This window comes from Paraburkholderia sp. JHI869 (genome assembly GCF_038900775.1).
Classification (GTDB): Bacteria; Pseudomonadota; Gammaproteobacteria; order Burkholderiales; family Burkholderiaceae; genus Paraburkholderia.
In genome coordinates, this window is record NZ_JAYMSC010000012.1 from 226,652 (window position 1) to 242,668 (window position 16,017).

Annotated in this window: 16 protein-coding genes and 1 pseudogene; 11 read left to right on the forward strand and 6 right to left on the reverse strand. The window is 61.8% G+C overall.

Annotation, left to right across the window (positions count from 1 at the left end; genetic code table 11):
* The first annotated feature begins 268 nt into the window (after positions 1-268).
* Both VSR72_RS21780 and VSR72_RS21785 read left to right on the forward strand, forming a co-directional pair.
* The gene (locus VSR72_RS21780) at positions 269-1,939 is read left to right on the forward strand and encodes a site-specific integrase (RefSeq protein WP_342954395.1); all 1,671 of its coding nucleotides are present in this window, start codon (positions 269-271) and stop codon (positions 1,937-1,939) included.
* Between the two features lie 230 nt (positions 1,940-2,169).
* Positions 2,170-3,153: an ATP-binding domain-containing protein gene (locus tag VSR72_RS21785; protein ID WP_342954396.1), complete on the forward strand. Its 984-nt coding sequence runs from the start codon at positions 2,170-2,172 to the stop codon at positions 3,151-3,153.
* A 41-nt stretch (positions 3,154-3,194) separates the two neighbouring features.
* Here the strand turns inward: VSR72_RS21785 and VSR72_RS21790 are convergent, their stop codons facing one another.
* The gene (locus tag VSR72_RS21790) at positions 3,195-4,244 is read right to left on the reverse strand and encodes a PDDEXK nuclease domain-containing protein (protein WP_342954397.1); all 1,050 of its coding nucleotides are present in this window, start codon (positions 4,242-4,244) and stop codon (positions 3,195-3,197) included.
* A 295-nt stretch (positions 4,245-4,539) separates the two neighbouring features.
* Between VSR72_RS21790 and VSR72_RS21795 the strand changes: the two genes are divergently transcribed.
* Positions 4,540-4,899, forward strand: coding sequence for a hypothetical protein (locus tag VSR72_RS21795; RefSeq protein WP_342954398.1), 360 nt, complete (start codon positions 4,540-4,542; stop codon positions 4,897-4,899).
* 7 nt (positions 4,900-4,906) lie between these two features.
* A complete protein-coding gene (locus VSR72_RS21800) occupies positions 4,907-5,416 on the forward strand; it encodes a DUF1643 domain-containing protein (protein ID WP_342954399.1) in 510 nt (169 codons plus the stop codon).
* Between the two features lie 31 nt (positions 5,417-5,447).
* Here VSR72_RS21800 and VSR72_RS21805 read toward each other — a convergent pair whose 3' ends face one another.
* Together VSR72_RS21805 and VSR72_RS21810 are read right to left on the reverse strand one after the other, a co-directional pair.
* Positions 5,448-5,648, reverse strand: coding sequence for a hypothetical protein (locus tag VSR72_RS21805; RefSeq protein WP_342954400.1), 201 nt, complete (start codon positions 5,646-5,648; stop codon positions 5,448-5,450).
* Positions 5,649-5,774: 126 nt separating this feature from the next.
* Positions 5,775-6,026, reverse strand: coding sequence for a hypothetical protein (locus VSR72_RS21810; protein WP_342954401.1), 252 nt, complete (start codon positions 6,024-6,026; stop codon positions 5,775-5,777).
* A 100-nt stretch (positions 6,027-6,126) separates the two neighbouring features.
* On the opposite strand from VSR72_RS21810, the gene VSR72_RS21815 reads away from it, so the two are divergent.
* Complete coding sequence (locus VSR72_RS21815; RefSeq protein WP_342954402.1) at positions 6,127-6,678, forward strand: hypothetical protein; 552 nt, start codon at positions 6,127-6,129, stop codon at positions 6,676-6,678.
* Between the two features lie 95 nt (positions 6,679-6,773).
* On the opposite strand, the gene VSR72_RS21820 is transcribed toward VSR72_RS21815, so the two are convergent.
* The 3 genes from VSR72_RS21820 to VSR72_RS21830 all read right to left on the reverse strand — a co-directional run bounded on the left by VSR72_RS21820 (position 6,774) and on the right by VSR72_RS21830 (position 9,787).
* Positions 6,774-6,998 carry a hypothetical protein gene (locus VSR72_RS21820; RefSeq protein WP_342954403.1) on the reverse strand — a complete coding sequence of 75 codons (225 nt, stop codon included), beginning with the start codon at positions 6,996-6,998 and terminating at the stop codon, positions 6,774-6,776.
* Positions 6,999-7,462: 464 nt separating this feature from the next.
* Positions 7,463-8,092, reverse strand: a complete 630-nt coding sequence (locus VSR72_RS21825; protein WP_342954404.1) for a response regulator receiver protein — start codon at positions 8,090-8,092, stop codon at positions 7,463-7,465.
* A 1,131-nt stretch (positions 8,093-9,223) separates the two neighbouring features.
* Positions 9,224-9,787: a transposase gene (locus VSR72_RS21830; RefSeq protein ID WP_342954405.1), complete on the reverse strand. Its 564-nt coding sequence runs from the start codon at positions 9,785-9,787 to the stop codon at positions 9,224-9,226.
* 194 nt (positions 9,788-9,981) lie between these two features.
* On the opposite strand from VSR72_RS21830, the gene VSR72_RS21835 reads away from it, so the two are divergent.
* From VSR72_RS21835 to VSR72_RS21860, 6 genes and pseudogenes are all read left to right on the forward strand, one after another.
* The gene (locus tag VSR72_RS21835) at positions 9,982-10,896 is read left to right on the forward strand and encodes a LysR family transcriptional regulator (RefSeq protein ID WP_342954406.1); all 915 of its coding nucleotides are present in this window, start codon (positions 9,982-9,984) and stop codon (positions 10,894-10,896) included.
* Between the two features lie 193 nt (positions 10,897-11,089).
* Positions 11,090-12,226 carry a porin gene (locus VSR72_RS21840; RefSeq protein WP_342954407.1) on the forward strand — a complete coding sequence of 379 codons (1,137 nt, stop codon included), beginning with the start codon at positions 11,090-11,092 and terminating at the stop codon, positions 12,224-12,226.
* Between the two features lie 29 nt (positions 12,227-12,255).
* Positions 12,256-13,614 carry an MFS transporter gene (locus VSR72_RS21845; RefSeq protein ID WP_342954408.1) on the forward strand — a complete coding sequence of 453 codons (1,359 nt, stop codon included), beginning with the start codon at positions 12,256-12,258 and terminating at the stop codon, positions 13,612-13,614.
* Positions 13,615-13,642: 28 nt separating this feature from the next.
* Entirely contained in the window at positions 13,643-14,398 is a 756-nt protein-coding gene (locus VSR72_RS21850; RefSeq protein ID WP_342954409.1) for a hypothetical protein, read from the forward strand.
* Positions 14,395-15,426, forward strand: a complete 1,032-nt coding sequence (locus tag VSR72_RS21855) for an alcohol dehydrogenase catalytic domain-containing protein (RefSeq protein WP_342954410.1) — start codon at positions 14,395-14,397, stop codon at positions 15,424-15,426. Before VSR72_RS21850 ends, VSR72_RS21855 begins: the two co-directional genes overlap by 4 nt.
* Positions 15,427-15,458: 32 nt before the next feature.
* Positions 15,459-15,846 (forward strand): annotated as a pseudogene (locus tag VSR72_RS21860) (DDE-type integrase/transposase/recombinase); the annotation flags it as partial.
* Between the last annotated feature and the right edge of the window lie 171 nt (positions 15,847-16,017).

Sequence of the window (16,017 nt, forward strand, 5' to 3'; positions counted from 1 at the left end):
ACAAACGCGGGGGCTGCGGGCTGCTCGCGGTAGATGAGCCAAAGGGGCATAGGGTGCAACGGCCACGGCGCGGCTACCCGCCTCAATGCAGGTCACGCTGTATTCAACCAGCCAGTGGAGTACGGCACGCAGCGAACAGCTTCGACCAACGTTTGCATAGCATCGGCATTCTGTGAAGCGAGGAAGCACCGCGGGACGAACGGAAGCGCAACTAGACCGATAACTTTTCTTATCGGTCCAGCATCAAATCTGGACTAAACTGGAGGTCATGAAAACACGCGAAACCGAACCCACCGGGTTCCCCGACGACGCCGAACTGGCGGCGCTGCGCGCATGGTACGCTGGACTTGACGCACGCGCGGCTGTTGCACGGTATCTGGGCGACCGCAAGGCGCCGGGGATGTCTGCCCGCGGCATGCTCGGACGCATCCGGCGCGCACTGGTCGCGTTCGCGACGAGTCGTCACCGGGCCGACCTGGCAGAAACATTCGACGAGCGATCGACAGCGTCGGCAGATACCGTTGCGCACACGATCGAGACATTGCGCAACCTGCCGTCACCGGAGCCGTCCATCGCCGACGACGTCGACCAGTGGTTGCCACCGCGGGTGGTTGCCGCTTTGCGGACGCACGGGATCCGGACGCTCGCAGACCTGACCGTGCGGATTCCGCGCCGGCGGCGCTGGTGGACAGCGATCGCCGGACTCGGCACGGCAGGGGCAGGCCATGTCGAAGCATTTTTTGCGGCCCATCCGGCTTTGACTGAACGTGCCCGTGTGCTGGTTGCGGTAGCACCTTCCGGACCGGTCGTGCCATGGGAACAGCTGCGTCTGCCGCACGAGGTCGACGGCTCGCAAGGACTGTTTCGCGCACCACGGCACGTCTGTTTGCTCAAGGCATCGAACGACTACGAGGCGGTGCAATCGTGGTTGTCCCTGCACGAGTCCGCCGCCACCAAGCGCGCCTACCGGAAGGAGGCGGAACGCCTGATCCTGTGGGCAATCGTCGAGCGAGGCTGCGCGTTGTCGTCGCTGACCACTGACGACGCGATCGCCTACCGCGCGTTCCTGCGACGGCCGACGCCACGCGAACGCTGGGTCGGGCCGTCGCGGTCGCGACAAAGCGTGGAATGGCGACCGTTCAGCGGACCACTATCGACGCGCTCTGCCGCGTACGCACTCACCGTACTTGCAGCCCTGTTCCGCTGGCTGGTCGAGCAGCGCTACGTCCTCGCGAACCCGTTCGCCGGCGTCAAGGTGCGAGGAAGCGCGAAGGCGGGCCTCGACGTCACCCGCGGCTTTACTGAAGGCGAATGGCTGCTGCTCCGCACGATCGCCGATGGTCTTGAATGGTCTTACGGCTGGAGTGAGGCGGCCGGCCAGCGCCTTCGCTTCCTGCTGGATTTCGGGTATGCGACCGGCCTGCGGGCCAGTGAACTGACAGGTGCCACGCTCGGCGACATCCGCATCGACGAACAGGGTGATCACTGGCTGCACCTTGTCGGCAAGGGTGGCAAGACGGGCAAGGTCGCGCTCCCGACGCTGGCGCGTATGGCACTCGATCAGTATCTGGTGCAACGCCGGTTGCCGGTCACGCGCGAACGGTGGGATCCAGCAACGGTGATCATCGCCAGCCTCGCAGAGGATGGAACCGGGATTGAAACCACGCGGCTCGGACGCGTGCTGCGACGCTTCTTCGTGCTGGTCGCCGACGCGATTAAGGATGAGCGGCCTGCGACGGCGGAAAAGCTGCGCCGCGCGAGCCCGCACTGGATGCGCCACACGCACGCATCAATCGCGCTCGCGCGCGGGGCCGAACTGATCATGGTGCGCGACAACCTGAGGCATTCGTCAATATCGACGACATCGATTTACCTCCACGGCGACGAGGTCAAACGGGCAAGGCAGTTCGATCAGGCGTTTGGCGCCCCTGGACGCTAGAGACTCGGCTACATAAATCAGTGCCCACCAAGAGTCGCGAAAGATCTCAACTTTACTTCGCGAGTATCGCAACAATTTGATTTATATGGATAATAATTCCTATCCGATGCTGAAATTCCCCTAAATTCAGCGTAGGTTCAACTTTACTTCGCAAAACGGAACATCTTTACTTCGGCGGACGGCAGCCGGCAACCCGGCATATTGTTGTCGATGAAAAGATTGACGAAGCGGTGGCCGCCCAACTGCGCACCTGGCTGCTGCCTTACGTCGGACGCCTGTGGGAAGAGGGCGCGGCAGCGCACGCCGCGGGCGCGATTTCGCCGGATGTGCTCCTGAAACTCTGGGCGTTCTCGGAGCCTCGCATCGAAGCCGACTACATCCTCTTCGACGAGGCGCAGGACAGCGATGGTGTCATGCTCTCGGTGCTTGGCCGGCAGCGCCACGCGCAGATCATCTATGTGGGTGATCCTTACCAGCAAATCTACGAGTGGCGGGGCGCGATCAATGCGATGGCGCAGATCGACGCGCCCGAGTGCGCGCTTACGGAATCGTTCCGTTTTGGCGTCACGTTCGCGGCGCTCGCCAGCCGCCTGCTTGCACTGCTCGGTGAGCGCACGCCCATCCGGGGACAGGAAGCCATCGGCTCGATCATGGTGGAAGATCCCGCGCTGGCAGCGCCGGTCGACGCGATCCTGTGCCGGAAGAACGTCACGGCGATCTGGCAGTTCGCTGCAGGACTTGAGGCGGGACATCGACCGGCGATCCGGATGAGTCCGGCGGAGATCCTCGCCTACGCTGACGGCGCGGACCGGCTGCTGGCCGGACAGCGCGCGTTCCGCCCGGCGGCGTTTTCGCTGTTCGAAACGTGGAGCGACGCACAGGCGTTTGCACGCAGTGCGTTTGGTCAGGACCTGCTGCCGGTTGTGCGGATCGTCGACGAACTGGGTACCGGCTATCTGCGGGCGCTGGCGCAGCGCTCGGCGGTGGAAGGCGCCGCCGACTATGTGATCTCGACCGTCCACCGTGCCAAGGGCCTCGAATGGAAGCGGGTCAAGGTGGCCAGCGATTTCCGCCTGCGCGGTGCCGACGGCAGCCCAATGCCGGACGACGACGAGCTCCGCCTGCTCTACGTGGCCGTGACGCGGGCGCAGCATGTCCTCGATATCTCGGCGTTGCGCGACGAGTTGCTGCGGCTTTTCAGTCTCCGGCGCTAGCACCTGCTGGTGAAAGCGGCGTGGGCGGTGCCCGGCGATGTTTACACAGTGCCGTCCGGCAGATCAGGACGCAGTTCGGCCTCGATCTGATCGATGGTCGGCAGTCCAGTCTCTAGCGACGGTGGCACCTCGCGCATCAGTTGGTACTCAGCGACACCCATTGGCTTGGCCACGCCGCGCAGCGCATATTCCGCCACGAGCCGGTTCTTTTCCTTGCACAGCAGCAGCCCGATGGTCGGCTGGTCCTCAGGCGCCTTGACCTGTGCATCGATTGCGGACAGGTAGAAGTTCAGCTGGCCAGCATATTCGGGCTTGAACGGCGTCGTTTTCAGTTCGACGACGACATAGCAACGCAGCTTGAGATGGTAGAAAAGCAGATCGGCAAAAAACTCGTCACCGCCCACCTCCAGCCGGTACTGCCGCCCCACGAACGCGAAGCCGGCGCCCAGTTCGAGCAGGAAGCGGGTGATGTGCTGGGTGAGAGCGCGCTCGATGTCGCGCTCCTGGGCGTTCTCGGCCAGGCCGAGGAAGTCAAAGATATACGGATCCTTCAGCGCGTCGCGCGCGAGATCGGACTGCGGTGGCGGCAACCGGTCGGCGAAATTCGTAACGGCGTTGCCGGCACGCGCATGGGCGGCCGTCTCGATTTGCATGGTCAGCACGCTGCGCGACCAACCATGCTCGAGCGACTTTTCCGCATACCAGAGCCGTTGGGTCTCGTCGTTGAGCTTGTCCAGCAATGTCACGACGTGTGACCACGGTAATTGTGCAACGGGCTGTTGCACAAATTCCGGCTGCGGGAAGGCCTGTGCCAGCGCGCGCATGTACTTGAGGTTGCGCGGCGAAAATCCGCGCATGTCGGGAAAAGCTGCCTTGAGATCGCGCGCGAGCCGGTCGACAACGCCGGCGCCCCAGCCTTGTTGCTGCTGCCTGTCGAGAATATCGCGGCCGATCTGCCAGTACAGCGTGACCAGTTCGCGATTCGCGCTGGCCACGGCGCGCTGCCGCGCGCGCTCGACGCGCTGCTTGAGCTCGGCAAACCAGTGGCGATAGTCCTCAGCCCATGCGGGAGCGCTCATGTCCTTGGTCATGCGTTGGGTCGTGTGGGCGCTGGCGATTGCGCTCGAATGGGAAATTATCTGGACGGAGCCGGGAATCGACAAGCGGAACCGGCGTGGAAGCCTGGCGATTATAGCATCGCACCCCATCAAAAATGCGATAATTAAGATTATGTCAAGTAGTCTGGATTCCTAACGAGATATAGGCTATTGCCGAACATGGATGCCCCCGGTTGCCACAACTTGAACGCGCGGTGAAGGCGCCCTGACCGCCTTCGGCGTAGCCGCACCGGGCGCCGAACTCGTAACCGGCATCGCCTTCGCCGCCGTGCTCGAAGCCGTCGCGTGCTTCTGCTGGCTGCTCGCGCTGCGCCCGGTCACCAAAACTCGCGCCGTTACTGAAATCGCGGTAACTCCCGCCCAGCAAGGGAGTATCGTCGATGCAGTAACGACAGTCACGCCTGAGAGTAATGCCGCCGCGCCAGTCGCAGAGCCGGTCGCCGTGAAGTCCGCCCCGGTGCTTCGCCTGCCAGTAGTCGAGCAGGCCGACGACGTGACCCGAGTCACAAACGCCATTGCAGCAGGAACCCTGCGGGCGACGGTGACTGAGATCCGGAAATTCTTGGGTTGCTCGCAGTCACGCGCCGCAACAGTCCGCAAGCAGCTTGAACCCCAAACGATCGTGTGAGACGAGCATGAGCGCAGTTATCAGCCAGTGCGGCACCTACCGATACCTTCTCACGCGTCCGGCTCCGTCCGGTCCTGAATTCTCGCAGCCATGCGTTGGGACGGCCCTCTTTGTGATGCTGAACCCGAGCACGGCGGATGCGAACGTGGACGACCCGACTATCCGCCGCTGCAATTCGTTTGCGTACCGCTGGGGTTGCACTGGCATCTCCGTTGTCAATCTGTACGCACTGCGCTCGCCGAGCCCGGCCAATCTGTGGCGGCACGAAGACCCGGTCGGGCCGGAAAACGATGTGTGGCTGCGCACCGTAGCGCGCGAGCACGAGACGGTCGTCTTTGCTTGGGGAGCGAATTCCAGGCCCGAACGGGTGCGCGAGGTCTACGAGATCTTTCGCGGTGGCCCGCTTCGCCAGATCCGCTGTCTAGGCACGACAAAAGACGGCTCGCCGCGGCACCCGCTCTATGTGCGAGGCGATCAACCACTGATCGAGTGGGCGCCGCAAGCGGCCGCTGCCTGATCCCCACCACGTAACGGCAGAGACGCAAATGTCACGACTCTCTTTTCTCCGCCGGGATATGCGCCGCGAGAGCCGAGAAGCACAGTTGCGCAAAGTTGAGTTCACCGAGCAGTTGCAAAAGCAATTCGGTATCGCTCGAATCTCCACGAGCAATTGCATTCGACTGGTCTTCGAATTTGCCTCTCGCCACGACGAAAGCATCGTACGCGGCCTGCAGATCGTCTGCTTCCATGTTGCGCGCCTCCGAAGATTGCGGGAGCCAAGGAAGCATACCCAAATCCCTAAAACGCTGTCGCCAGGCGATCCGGTAACCGGCTGATAACGATGATACGACGGATACGAAACAATGGAACCTAAATCATTCGCAGTTGCGATCGCTCAGCTTATCCGTTTGATCCATTTGATTGATCCATCTCATAGCTTCCCTTTTCGCGATTTCCGCCATCTCATCGACGGCGCCGCGGAATCCAAGGTCCCCACTGGAAAACGGCAATGCTTCAATCGGAGCGTCATTTCTTCTGATGGTCCACTGAGCGCCAAAAACGCAACGCTCGACCTCAATCGGCGTGTAGTCGATCAGAAAACCCCTGTATTCGAGCGAGTAGCTCATTGGTTCTATTCCATGGAGTAATCGCGTCTGAAATGCAAATTTAGTCACGCGCCATGGAAATCGCAAACCCACACTGAGACGAGCGAGCACGGGGAAAACAATGGAGACGAAACAACTTGGCGACAAGCTCTTGAGCAATCTACGCGAACTCTCCAAAAGCGCCAATGGCTGGGGAGACATTCACATGAACAAATCGGCGGACAAGCACACGATTCTCGCCGCACTCGCCCCTTCCGATGCGGCGCAAGGGTTGCAAGGCTCGAAACTGGTCCCGACGAAGCCTATACGCGCAATGCTCGCGGCTGGCGTTGATGCCGCCGTGTCATGCACCAGCGCGAAGGGATGGTGCCCGCCACTGCGGGATGGAATGCTCGACGCCGCCCCAGTCGCCCCTGCTGCAGCTGCGAGTGCTGAGTGCTTCGATCTGCGCTTTCCCACGATGCTGCGCAAGATGTGGTCGGGCAGCGAGCAGGCATGGCTCGACGATCTGCCGCCTCTCTATGGGGTGCCGACGCATGTCCGGGATGGCAAAAATGGCAATGCGTCCCTCATTGAAGGTTCGGAAACCGCCGAGCAAACACAGTCTACACTCTCTGCAGATGGTGCTGCAGGGCGTGTGGCAACGCGTGCCGCACAGGATGGTATGCAATGAGACGCGACATGAACGTTGTTCACGCAATCGTGCATATGGCAGGTCAACAGCACGCAGCGGGGTGAACGTATGTTCGACGCGGGGCCGCCGCGCAGTCATTGCATCGCGAAGCGTTTCGCGATGTGCTCGCAAAGACGGATGCCAGAGTCAAGGGTCTCTTCAACCGTGCCGTATTCACCACGAACATCGGCAACGTCCATGGTGATCGGGTAAGCCGAGTGGTCAGTATGGACGATGCGCGCAATCCAGCGCCCCAAGCCGCTCGACACAGCAGTCACCTTGTATTCCTGCGTGCCTATGTAAACGGTTCGCTCATTCATGGCATCTCCTTCTCCGCCGCATGGAAGATTTACGGATAGATGTCGTTCGACTCGCAAATTCCGAGCCGCGGTAATAAGCAAAAGATGTATCCGAACAGGTAACCGAACTCCCATAGAAAACGATGAGCGACTACCTGCTTCATCGAGCAGGTGGCGGGCGTATTCGAAGATCAGCATGTCGTCGCTGTCGGCGCGCGTCTCGCCCTCTTCGCGCTCCTTCCAGGTCTTCGCTGCGTTCAGGAACTGTGCGCGGTAGCCATTTCGTCTGAGACCAGATTGATTTCGCGATTCGCATCGTCAGACCATAAGGCTTCGCGCTGCTCTTTGCCCGCCGCGAGAGATCACGCGTTTTCCCGGGCGAGTCCTGAGGCGCTAGTCGCACTGGCCCATTCGCACGCGGCAATGTTGTGCCCGCTCTTCCTGAGACCGTTGCCATACATTTGGTGCAGGGACCATCGTGTCGCCTATGACGCTGCTGCTCCTGGCGCACTGCGGTCGGCAGTCATTCGTGATGCGTTTGGCGGCGTAGCCGCGGCAATGATTCTGTCTATCGCGTCTAGCAGTTCACTGAGGACCAGTGGTTTGGCGACAACCTCGTCAACCTTGCCAGTGAAACTCAGCGCGTCCTGCGGCCACACCAGCGCGATGATGTGTGGTCTTTTGATGCCGACATTAAAGCCCTCGACCAGCAACGCGGAGGCGCCGCGAGAAAATAGTGAAACGTCGAGCACGATCAGTTGGGACGGTTCAAGCCAGGCTTCATGCCAGGTGTCAAAGCCGCGTGCCTTCGACCGCCCGTAACCCTTTACCCCGAGCAGAACGGCTAAAGAGTCCCGGACCCACTTGTCGTGGCTGACAATCACAGTTGGACCGGCGCCCGGCGGTAACTTCGGTACTGGATGCGCTGCTGACGCACGTAACTGGCACTCACGGCGCAGCCATTCCAGCCGGGACAGGTAATAACGGTCGTGCGCCCTCGCGAGCCCAGCGAGGGACGTTGTTGGGTCATGCTCCAGGCGCTGCAGGTCCTGAGTTGCCTTGTTCAGTTCAGCGACCGCAGTGTCGAATGCGAGCGTGTCTTCTGGCTTCAGCACGGGGATTCGCAGATGAAACGTTGAATGACTCTCAATTGCAGCGGCACAAATCGTGCTCGCGACTTCGTACCTGTGCAGCATAGGCCCGGTGGGCGAAGATCGCCATGCGATTTGATGCTTTGATGATCCGCCAACAATCCGGGCTATCCAGCGACGGGCCGTGCTTTCTTCATATGATCCGAGAGAAGGGATCCGATGTTTTAGCCGCCTGATGCCCGACGCAGCCGCCCATAGATGGCAATTAACCCAGTTTCGGTGCCTTAAAACCGCCACTTCTCGACGGCCGCCCCTGCCGCATAGTGGTCAGACGCGGAAGTTCATGGGCACCGAATCGGATCGACCGGTTGAATGCGCCACTCTCACCGACCTTTCGCCCGGCTCCGAACCCGAAGACCGCGCTCAGGTGCCGAGGAGATTTTCTCGGCACCGTTGATGCCGTGTAGTGGTCAACCCTAGGCGATTTTGGCGCGAAAAGCAAAACGGCTCGAACTGGCGCGATTAAGAATAGCCGCTCCGTTCAACGTCGGAGGCGCGCGTTAGCCTTCGCGACAGAGTCGCGAAAACTGCCGCCGCCCTCGCAGCCCCTAAGCAACGCCTAAGCGCGCTCGAAGTACTATCGCGCAGTAAGGCTACCATGCACCGAAGAAATGAATCTGTTGATCTTTATTGGCCTGTCCACGTTCTCGCTCTCCGTTGTGGCGTTCCTCGGCGTGGCGCTGATGGGCACGCCACCATGAGACGATCAACGAGGCTCTTCATTGTCAGAGCCGGGTCGTGCTTCTCTCGCAAATCGAGCCGTCGGCCACGTCTTCACTCCTTGAATCGATTGAGTTTCTACTTTAATTAGGATTGCATTAATTAATAAAAGTGCGATCATTTGATTTATGTAAAATAATATTAGGAATACTAATTTTATGTATCACCACGTTCGTCTGCACGGGACCATCCTTCGTCTGTGCGGATCGCTTCGTTGCTCGGAATGGACTAGAGGCTATCGTATTCCGCGCACGATCGCCGACGATGTTGGAATCGACTCAACGTAAGATCATGAGGCACACGACGAACTGCGGTTCGGCGGTGTCGGGCCAAGCCGAATAAGCGCCTATCTCGTCATCTGACAGTTTGCGCGGCTTACAAAGAGCTTTGACGCGTTCTAGTGCGCGCGGGTAGACAGCAACCAACTGATTTTGCACGATTTTTATCTGGGGGCAGAAGGTGAACCCATGGCTGGCTTGGGTGCGTCTGGCCGGAGATTTGTACGGAAATCAAAGTCACCCCAAGAAGCCCGCGGATCTGGTTGGCAAGTGCTGTGCGTGGCTTGACCAGGCCGGCGCGTGCGCGATGCAGCGACAGCACTATCAGTTGCGCCTGCGTCTTGAGCGGTACAAAGCGCATGTTCGGTTGTGTTATCGCCTCGCAGATTGCTTCGGCGTCGGCCGCGTCGGTCTTGTTGCTCTTTACGTAAGGCCGGACGAACTGCGGGGCGATCAGCCGAACGTGTGTCCGAGCTTGGTGAGCTCGCGGCCCCAGTAGTGCGACGAGGTGCACGCTTCCATGCCGATTACACACGGTTCTAGCGTGGCAATCCGAAGTACATCCGCGCGTCTTACGTACAACGATTTCGCCTTGCGAATTCACTGCGTGAACCTGCATCACGCTCTTGGCCAGATCCAGTCCAACAGTCACTATATTCATGATGAACGCTCCTTTGCCGTGGACGTCACGACTTCTCCACTTTGGCATAAACCCCTCGCTGGGTAGCGGGAGTCGTCCATCACATCAGAGCCGTCCAGACAGCGATTGCCGTATATGTGAAAATATCGACCGTTCGGGCAACCACACAGCCCGCCCCAAAAAACCAGGCACATTCGACGCCAAAAGGAGACAGGATGGATAGCGTCGAAAACGCGCGTGTGTTCCTTGCGGTTGCGGAAGTCGGCAGTTTCGCGGGCGCGGCATTGCGGCTAAACCTCGCGCCATCGGTCGTGACCAAGCGCGTCAGCGCGCTCGAAAAGGAACTCGGCCTGCTGCTGTTCCAGCGCACGACGCGCAGTCTGCATCTGACGGCAAGTGGGCGCGACACCGTCGTGCGGGCTCGCGACTTCCTCGCCGCGTACGAGCGGATGATGTGCAGCCCTGACGACGACGGCTCGCATCTGACCGGCCGCCTGCGCATCAAGGCACCTTCGTCTTTCACGAATCATTTTCTCGGCACGATATTCAACGACTTCTTCCGCGAACATCCGAAGGTCGACGTCGAGCTGCAGCTGACAAACCGGCCAGTCGACCCCGTGGTCGAGGGTTTCGATTTCGTCATCTCTGGCCTGCCCGTGTCCTATGACGGCGTCGAGGAATTTCCGCTTTGCCCGTTCAAGCGCCTCGTCTACGCGTCGCCAGCGTATCTGGGCCGCCATGGCAATCCCGCGCACCCGTCCGAACTCGCCTCGCATCGCTGCCTGCGCTATTCGTACCTGACTCCATCCGGTACTTGGAGCTTCGTTGAGCCGGAGTCGGGCGGGCTTATCGACGTGGCCGTTAACGGGGCGTTCTCGACGAACGACATCGACGCCATGCATCGCGCCGCCGTGGACGGGCTTGGCATTGCAGTGCTCCCGCGCTATCGCTCGCGCTCCAGCGTGCAGGCGGGCGATCTCGTGCAGATCCTCGCAGGCTTTGCGCTGCCGGACTTCTGGATCAAGGTGCTGCGCCCCGCGGGCCACAGTAATCCAAAGGTGTTTCGCGCCCTGCTCGACCATCTGACACGCGGGCTCGGCGAACTGCTCGAAGACGACGCCTACCTGTAACCACGCCGCCTCGCTACGCGGACCCGTGGCGCGATCCTTTCCGAAAAGCGTGTTCTGAAGTTCCCGATTGCTGCTGTTTCCCGCGTGCGGTTTCGCGGACCATCTCGCCCACGGACGCGTTCGATCGAATCGGCGACGCGCCGCATCACAAGACGGGCGCGCGCCGCGCGACCCAGCAAGCGAGGAGACAGTTTTGAGAAAATGGGTGGCCTATGTGCCGTTGGCCTTGTGCGCGACGGCGAATGCGCAGAGCAGCGTGACCTTGTACGGCGCAGTAGACAGCGCACTCACGTGGTCCAGCAATCAGGGTGGCAAGACCGCGTGGCAGACCTACAGTGGCGGCCGTGCGGGCGACAAATGGGGGCTGCGCGGCGTCGAAGACCTCGGCGACAATCTGAAGGCGATCTTCGTGCTTGAATCAGGTTTCAGCATCGAAACTGGTGCGGCGCAGCCCGCGAACACGCTGTTCGGGCGTCAGGCCTATGTCGGCTTGAGCGGCAACTCGGGCAACGTCTGGCTCGGCCGCCAGTACTCGATGACGAACGACTACTTCGTGCCGCTCAGTACGAGCGCGATCGTCGCGGGCGGGCTGGGCGCGCCGCTCGGCGACATAGACGGCTCGTGGAACTACAACAAGATCAGCAACGTGATCAAGTACGAGACGCCCGTCTGGCATGGCTTCAACGGTAGCGCAATGCTCAGCCTCGGCGGTACGCCCGGCGACTTTTCACAGAATCGCGTGTATGGCTTCGGTGGGCAGTATTCGAACGCGGGCCTGACGCTCGCGGCCGCATACATGAACATGCGCAACCCGGCGACTTCAATCTACGGAGCGAGCGCGGCGCCGGTTGCGGGCGCGACGTTCGCGAATCCGGTCACGAACCCGATCTTCGCGAACTATGTGACGGCGGTGAGCCAGCAGGTCGCGGGCGGCGGTGCGCGCTATGTTTGGGGGCGTTCGCAGATCGCGTTCCTGTACGACAACATCCGCTTCCTCGACATCGTGCGTACTAAGTCGAACCCGTCCGCGCCGCCAAACGCCGCGTTCAACGACTACCAGCTCACGTACTCGTTCAACCTCACGCCCGCGTGGATGCTGGGCACCGCGTTTCAGTACAGCGTCGCGCCGGGCAGTCGCTATCGCACCGCGTCGCTGGGCGGCGCGTACTCCCTGTCGAAGTCGACCTACCTCTACGGCATCGGCATTTGGCAGCACGCGAGCGGCATCGATTCGACCGGTCACGAAGCGGTTGCGAACCTGTTCGGCCTGTCGCCGTCAAGCGGCGCGAACCAGAGTGCGGTGCGCTTCGGCCTGCGCCACATGTTCTGAGCGGACGCAAAACAACAAGGAGACTTCTCGTGACACGATCCCACCAGGCGGACGCCGCGCGTCAGACCGACGTGCAGTCGTTCATCGACGAGCGGCCCGTGAGCCGCTGCCAGACGCTCGTGATCGTCCTGTGCTTCCTGACCGTCGCGATCGACGGCATCGACATCGGGCTCGCCGCGTATATCGCCCCTTCGGTGCGCGCCGAATGGGGCCTCACCGTGACCCAGCTCGCGCCGATCTTTCTTTCCGGCCTGGTCGGCATGATGTCGGGGTCGCTGATCTTCGGTCCGCTGGCCGATCGCTACGGCCGCCGCCCGGTGATGCTCGCCTCCGTCGCGTGCTTTGGAGTCGCGACACTGGCAAGCCTTTTCGCCACCAATGTCGCAGAGCTCTCTGCGCTGCGCGTACTTGCGGGCGTGGGCATTGGCGGCGCGACGCCGACCGCCGTCACGCTCACGGCCGAATTCGTGCCCGCGCGCCAGCGGCTCACGCTGATCACGGTGATGCTGTGCGGCAACTCACTCGGCTCGGCGTTTGGCGGCGTCATGGCCTCGCAGGTCATTCCGCGCTTCGGCTGGCACGCGATGCTCGCGATCGGCGGCGGCGTGCCGCTTCTGCTGCTCGCAGTGCTCTGGCTGTTGCTGCCCGAATCGATGCGCTATCTCGCGCTGCGCCGTCCCGAGCGCGAATCGGCACTGTTCACTCTCGGCAAGCGCGTCGCGGGCGGTACGCTCAAGGCGGGCACACGCTTCGTCGCGCTCGAAGCACAGCCTGGTCGCGCGGCAGTTAGCCAGTTGCTTGCCCAGCCTTACCGGCGCGGCACACTGCTCTTATGGGCGACCTTCTTCATGGGCCTTTCTGTGCTGTTCCTCATGGCAAGCTGGTTGCCGACAATCATCACGCATTCCGGTGGCTCAATGCAGGCAGCCGCGCTCACCACCTCGCTTTGGTCGGTCGGCGGCACGACGGGCGGGCTGCTCATCGGGCGCATCATGGACGGCAGCCAGCCGAACCGCGTGCTCGGCATCGCGTATCTGTGTGCTTGCGTGGCCATCTGCATCGTCGGTCAGGCTTATGCGACGCCGCTCGTCGCCGCGCCGTTCGTGTTCGTCGCGGGCATGTGCATCAGCGGCACGCAGGTTGGCGTCAATGGCCTCGCTGCGATGCTCTACCCGACCGCGATGCGTGCAACGGGCGTGGCCTGGGCTACCGGCATCGGCCGCTTCGGGTCGATGCTCGGCTCCGCCGTGGGCGGCTACCTGCTCTCGTCGGGGCTCGGCTACGGCGTCCTGTTCTCGATCGTCGCCTTGCCTGCCGTGGTCGCCGCCGCCTGCATGTTCGCGATGCCACGGCGCGAGGCGCCCCCAGCGCCAGCACCCGCGATCTGACGATATTTCAATAAACGGAGTTCAACCCATGGCCCTTACCGGCTCCGCGTTTCTCGCGCTCTGGAATGACGTCGACACCGACGTCGAAGCGGACTACGAGCGCTGGCACACGAGCGAGCACGTGCCGGAACGAGTTGGTATTCCCGGCTTTCTCGCCGGACGCCGCTATCGCTCCGGCTCGCCCGGCCAGCCGCGCTATTTCACGCTTTACGAGGTGGCGGACGTGACAGTGTTCGATTCGGTCGCATATCGCGACGTCATCGACCGGCCAACGCCGTGGTCGGCAGCGATGCGCCCGAGGCTACGCAATGTAGTGCGTGCGACCTGCGAAACGGCTGCATCGACGGGTAATGCGGCGGGTGAAAAGGAGAAGCCCCCCGTCGCGCTCGCCTGCGCGCGCTTCTCGTGCAGCCAGGACGCACAACCGCACTCCGATTCGCTGCTCGCCGCGTGCGCGGCACTGCAAGGCGTGCGCGGCGTCCATCTCGGTGCGGCTCGCAGCTCGGTGCCGTCAGCGTTCAAGCAGTGGTCGAAGACCGCCAACCCTACTCACGTATTGCTGATCGAAGGCGACGCCGAGGCCGCGCTGTGTAGCGCGCACGCTGCCATCGCAGTCGCAATCGACGCGCACGGACACGCCCGCGAGCCCGCAACGATCAACACGTACACGCTCACGTTCCGCATCGGTCACGAACAGGTCGATGCATCGCTGCTGCGCGCACCAGTGCACGATTGCGCGCCCGTCGCTTCCCTTCCCTTCGACCCCACATCAGGACATACATGATGCAAGCTTTGCAGAAAACCACCGCCGCGTTCGGGCTCGAGCTGCGCGAAGTGCCCGTGCCGCACGCGCCTGCCAACGGCGAAGTGATCGTAGAAGTCGCGGCGGCCGGCATTTGCGGCAGCGATGTGCATATCTACGATTGGTCGGGCGGCTACGACTTTCTGAAATCGGCCTTCCCGGTGACAATCGGCCATGAATTCTCGGGCCGCGTGCTCGAGGTTGGGCACGGCGTCGATATGCTCCGCATGGGTCAGCCGGTAGTCGTGATTCCGTCGGTCGAATGCGGTGTTTGTGAAGCGTGTCGCGCCGGGCGCATGGACGCGTGTCGCGACCGCCGCGGCATCGGCATGCTGCGCGACGGCGGCTTTGCCCGCACGGTTCGCGTACCCGCCGCGAATTGTCTGACGCTGCCGGAGGGCATCGATCTCGGAGTCGCAGCGCTCGGCGAACCGCTCTCGATTGCGATGAGCGCAGTGAAGACAGCTGAGGTCGCGGCCGGCGACCGGGTGCTGGTAATGGGGCCGGGCACGATTGGGCAAGGTATAGCGCTGCTCTCGAGCGTGCGTGGCGCGAACGTCGTCGTCGTGGGCTACGATGACGAGGACCGGCTCAAGACGGTTCGCGCGCTCGGTATCGAGCAGACTTTTGATCTGCGCATGCACGACCTCGCGGAGGTGAAGGCGCTCACCGACATCAACGAGTTTGATATTGTGATAGAGGCGACTGGCGTGCCAGCTACGGTGCAGACCGGACTTGATTGCCTGCGGCCTTCGGGCGTGTTCGTCATCTGCGGAATCCACGGCAATCCCGTGAGCTTTGATGCAGCGAAGCTCGTGCGCAACCGCCACCAGATTCGCGGAACCTATCGCGCGACACGCGCGACGTGGTCCGAAGTGCGCGATTTTGTGGTGGGTCATGAGGCACGGCTCGCACCGATGGTCACACATCGCCTACCGCTCGCCAATGCGATCGAGGGGTTTGAAATGGCGCGGCGGAAGATCGGGTCGAAGATCCTGCTGATGCCTTAAGCCAGCGCTCGGCCGCCGGAAGCATGACAGGCCGTGAGATAGCATAAGTGCGCAATCGACCACGTGGCTTGCGCAAGATTATCGGAGCGTACACTGCTGCTCAAACGCGAAGGCTAGCGGGTGAGCCGCAATCGCTTTTATCGGCTTTACGTTGAAGAACACCTTCAACTACGCTCAAAGCTGCCCAAACGAGGCAAGATGGTGCTGTCGCGCCGAGAGCGTTGCGCGCCGACCCGACCTAACGAGGTCTGGAGAGTGGACTTTCTGGCGGACCAGTTGGCCGATGACACGCGCCTGCGAGCCCTCACAGTCGTGGACGTCTTCAGCCGAGAAGCATTTGCCACTGGAGCGGGAAAGCGCCTGCGTGCGGATGACGTCCCGCCGGTGCTGAATCGTCTGGTGGCCGAGCGCCGGGCACCGTGATTCCTACTTGCCGATAACGGCAGGGGTGCCCTTGATTTTCGTGCAGATTTCCGGTTAGGCACACCTATGACTAGCGCGCGTCTGGCTTGTGGCCCTGTATAATTTTTCTTTTAAAACAAACGCCTGCTGACTACCTCCTGCGAGTTCCGAATTGCGTGGCTGGCGGTA

Bases quoted from the DNA above. Each gene is read 5' to 3' on its own strand.
- VSR72_RS21780 (WP_342954395.1), top strand. From the start codon at position 269: ATGAAAACACGCGAAACCGAACCCACCGGGTTCCCCGACGACGCCGAA.
- VSR72_RS21790 (WP_342954397.1), bottom strand. From the start codon at position 4,244: ATGACCAAGGACATGAGCGCTCCCGCATGGGCTGAGGACTATCGCCAC.
- VSR72_RS21800 (WP_342954399.1), top strand. From the start codon at position 4,907: ATGAGCGCAGTTATCAGCCAGTGCGGCACCTACCGATACCTTCTCACG.
- VSR72_RS21805 (WP_342954400.1), bottom strand. From the start codon at position 5,648: ATGGAAGCAGACGATCTGCAGGCCGCGTACGATGCTTTCGTCGTGGCG.
- VSR72_RS21810 (WP_342954401.1), bottom strand. From the start codon at position 6,026: ATGAGCTACTCGCTCGAATACAGGGGTTTTCTGATCGACTACACGCCG.
- VSR72_RS21815 (WP_342954402.1), top strand. From the start codon at position 6,127: ATGGAGACGAAACAACTTGGCGACAAGCTCTTGAGCAATCTACGCGAA.
- VSR72_RS21820 (WP_342954403.1), bottom strand. From the start codon at position 6,998: ATGAATGAGCGAACCGTTTACATAGGCACGCAGGAATACAAGGTGACT.
- VSR72_RS21830 (WP_342954405.1), bottom strand. From the start codon at position 9,787: ATGAATATAGTGACTGTTGGACTGGATCTGGCCAAGAGCGTGATGCAG.
- VSR72_RS21835 (WP_342954406.1), top strand. From the start codon at position 9,982: ATGGATAGCGTCGAAAACGCGCGTGTGTTCCTTGCGGTTGCGGAAGTC.
- VSR72_RS21850 (WP_342954409.1), top strand. From the start codon at position 13,643: ATGGCCCTTACCGGCTCCGCGTTTCTCGCGCTCTGGAATGACGTCGAC.
- VSR72_RS21855 (WP_342954410.1), top strand. From the start codon at position 14,395: ATGATGCAAGCTTTGCAGAAAACCACCGCCGCGTTCGGGCTCGAGCTG.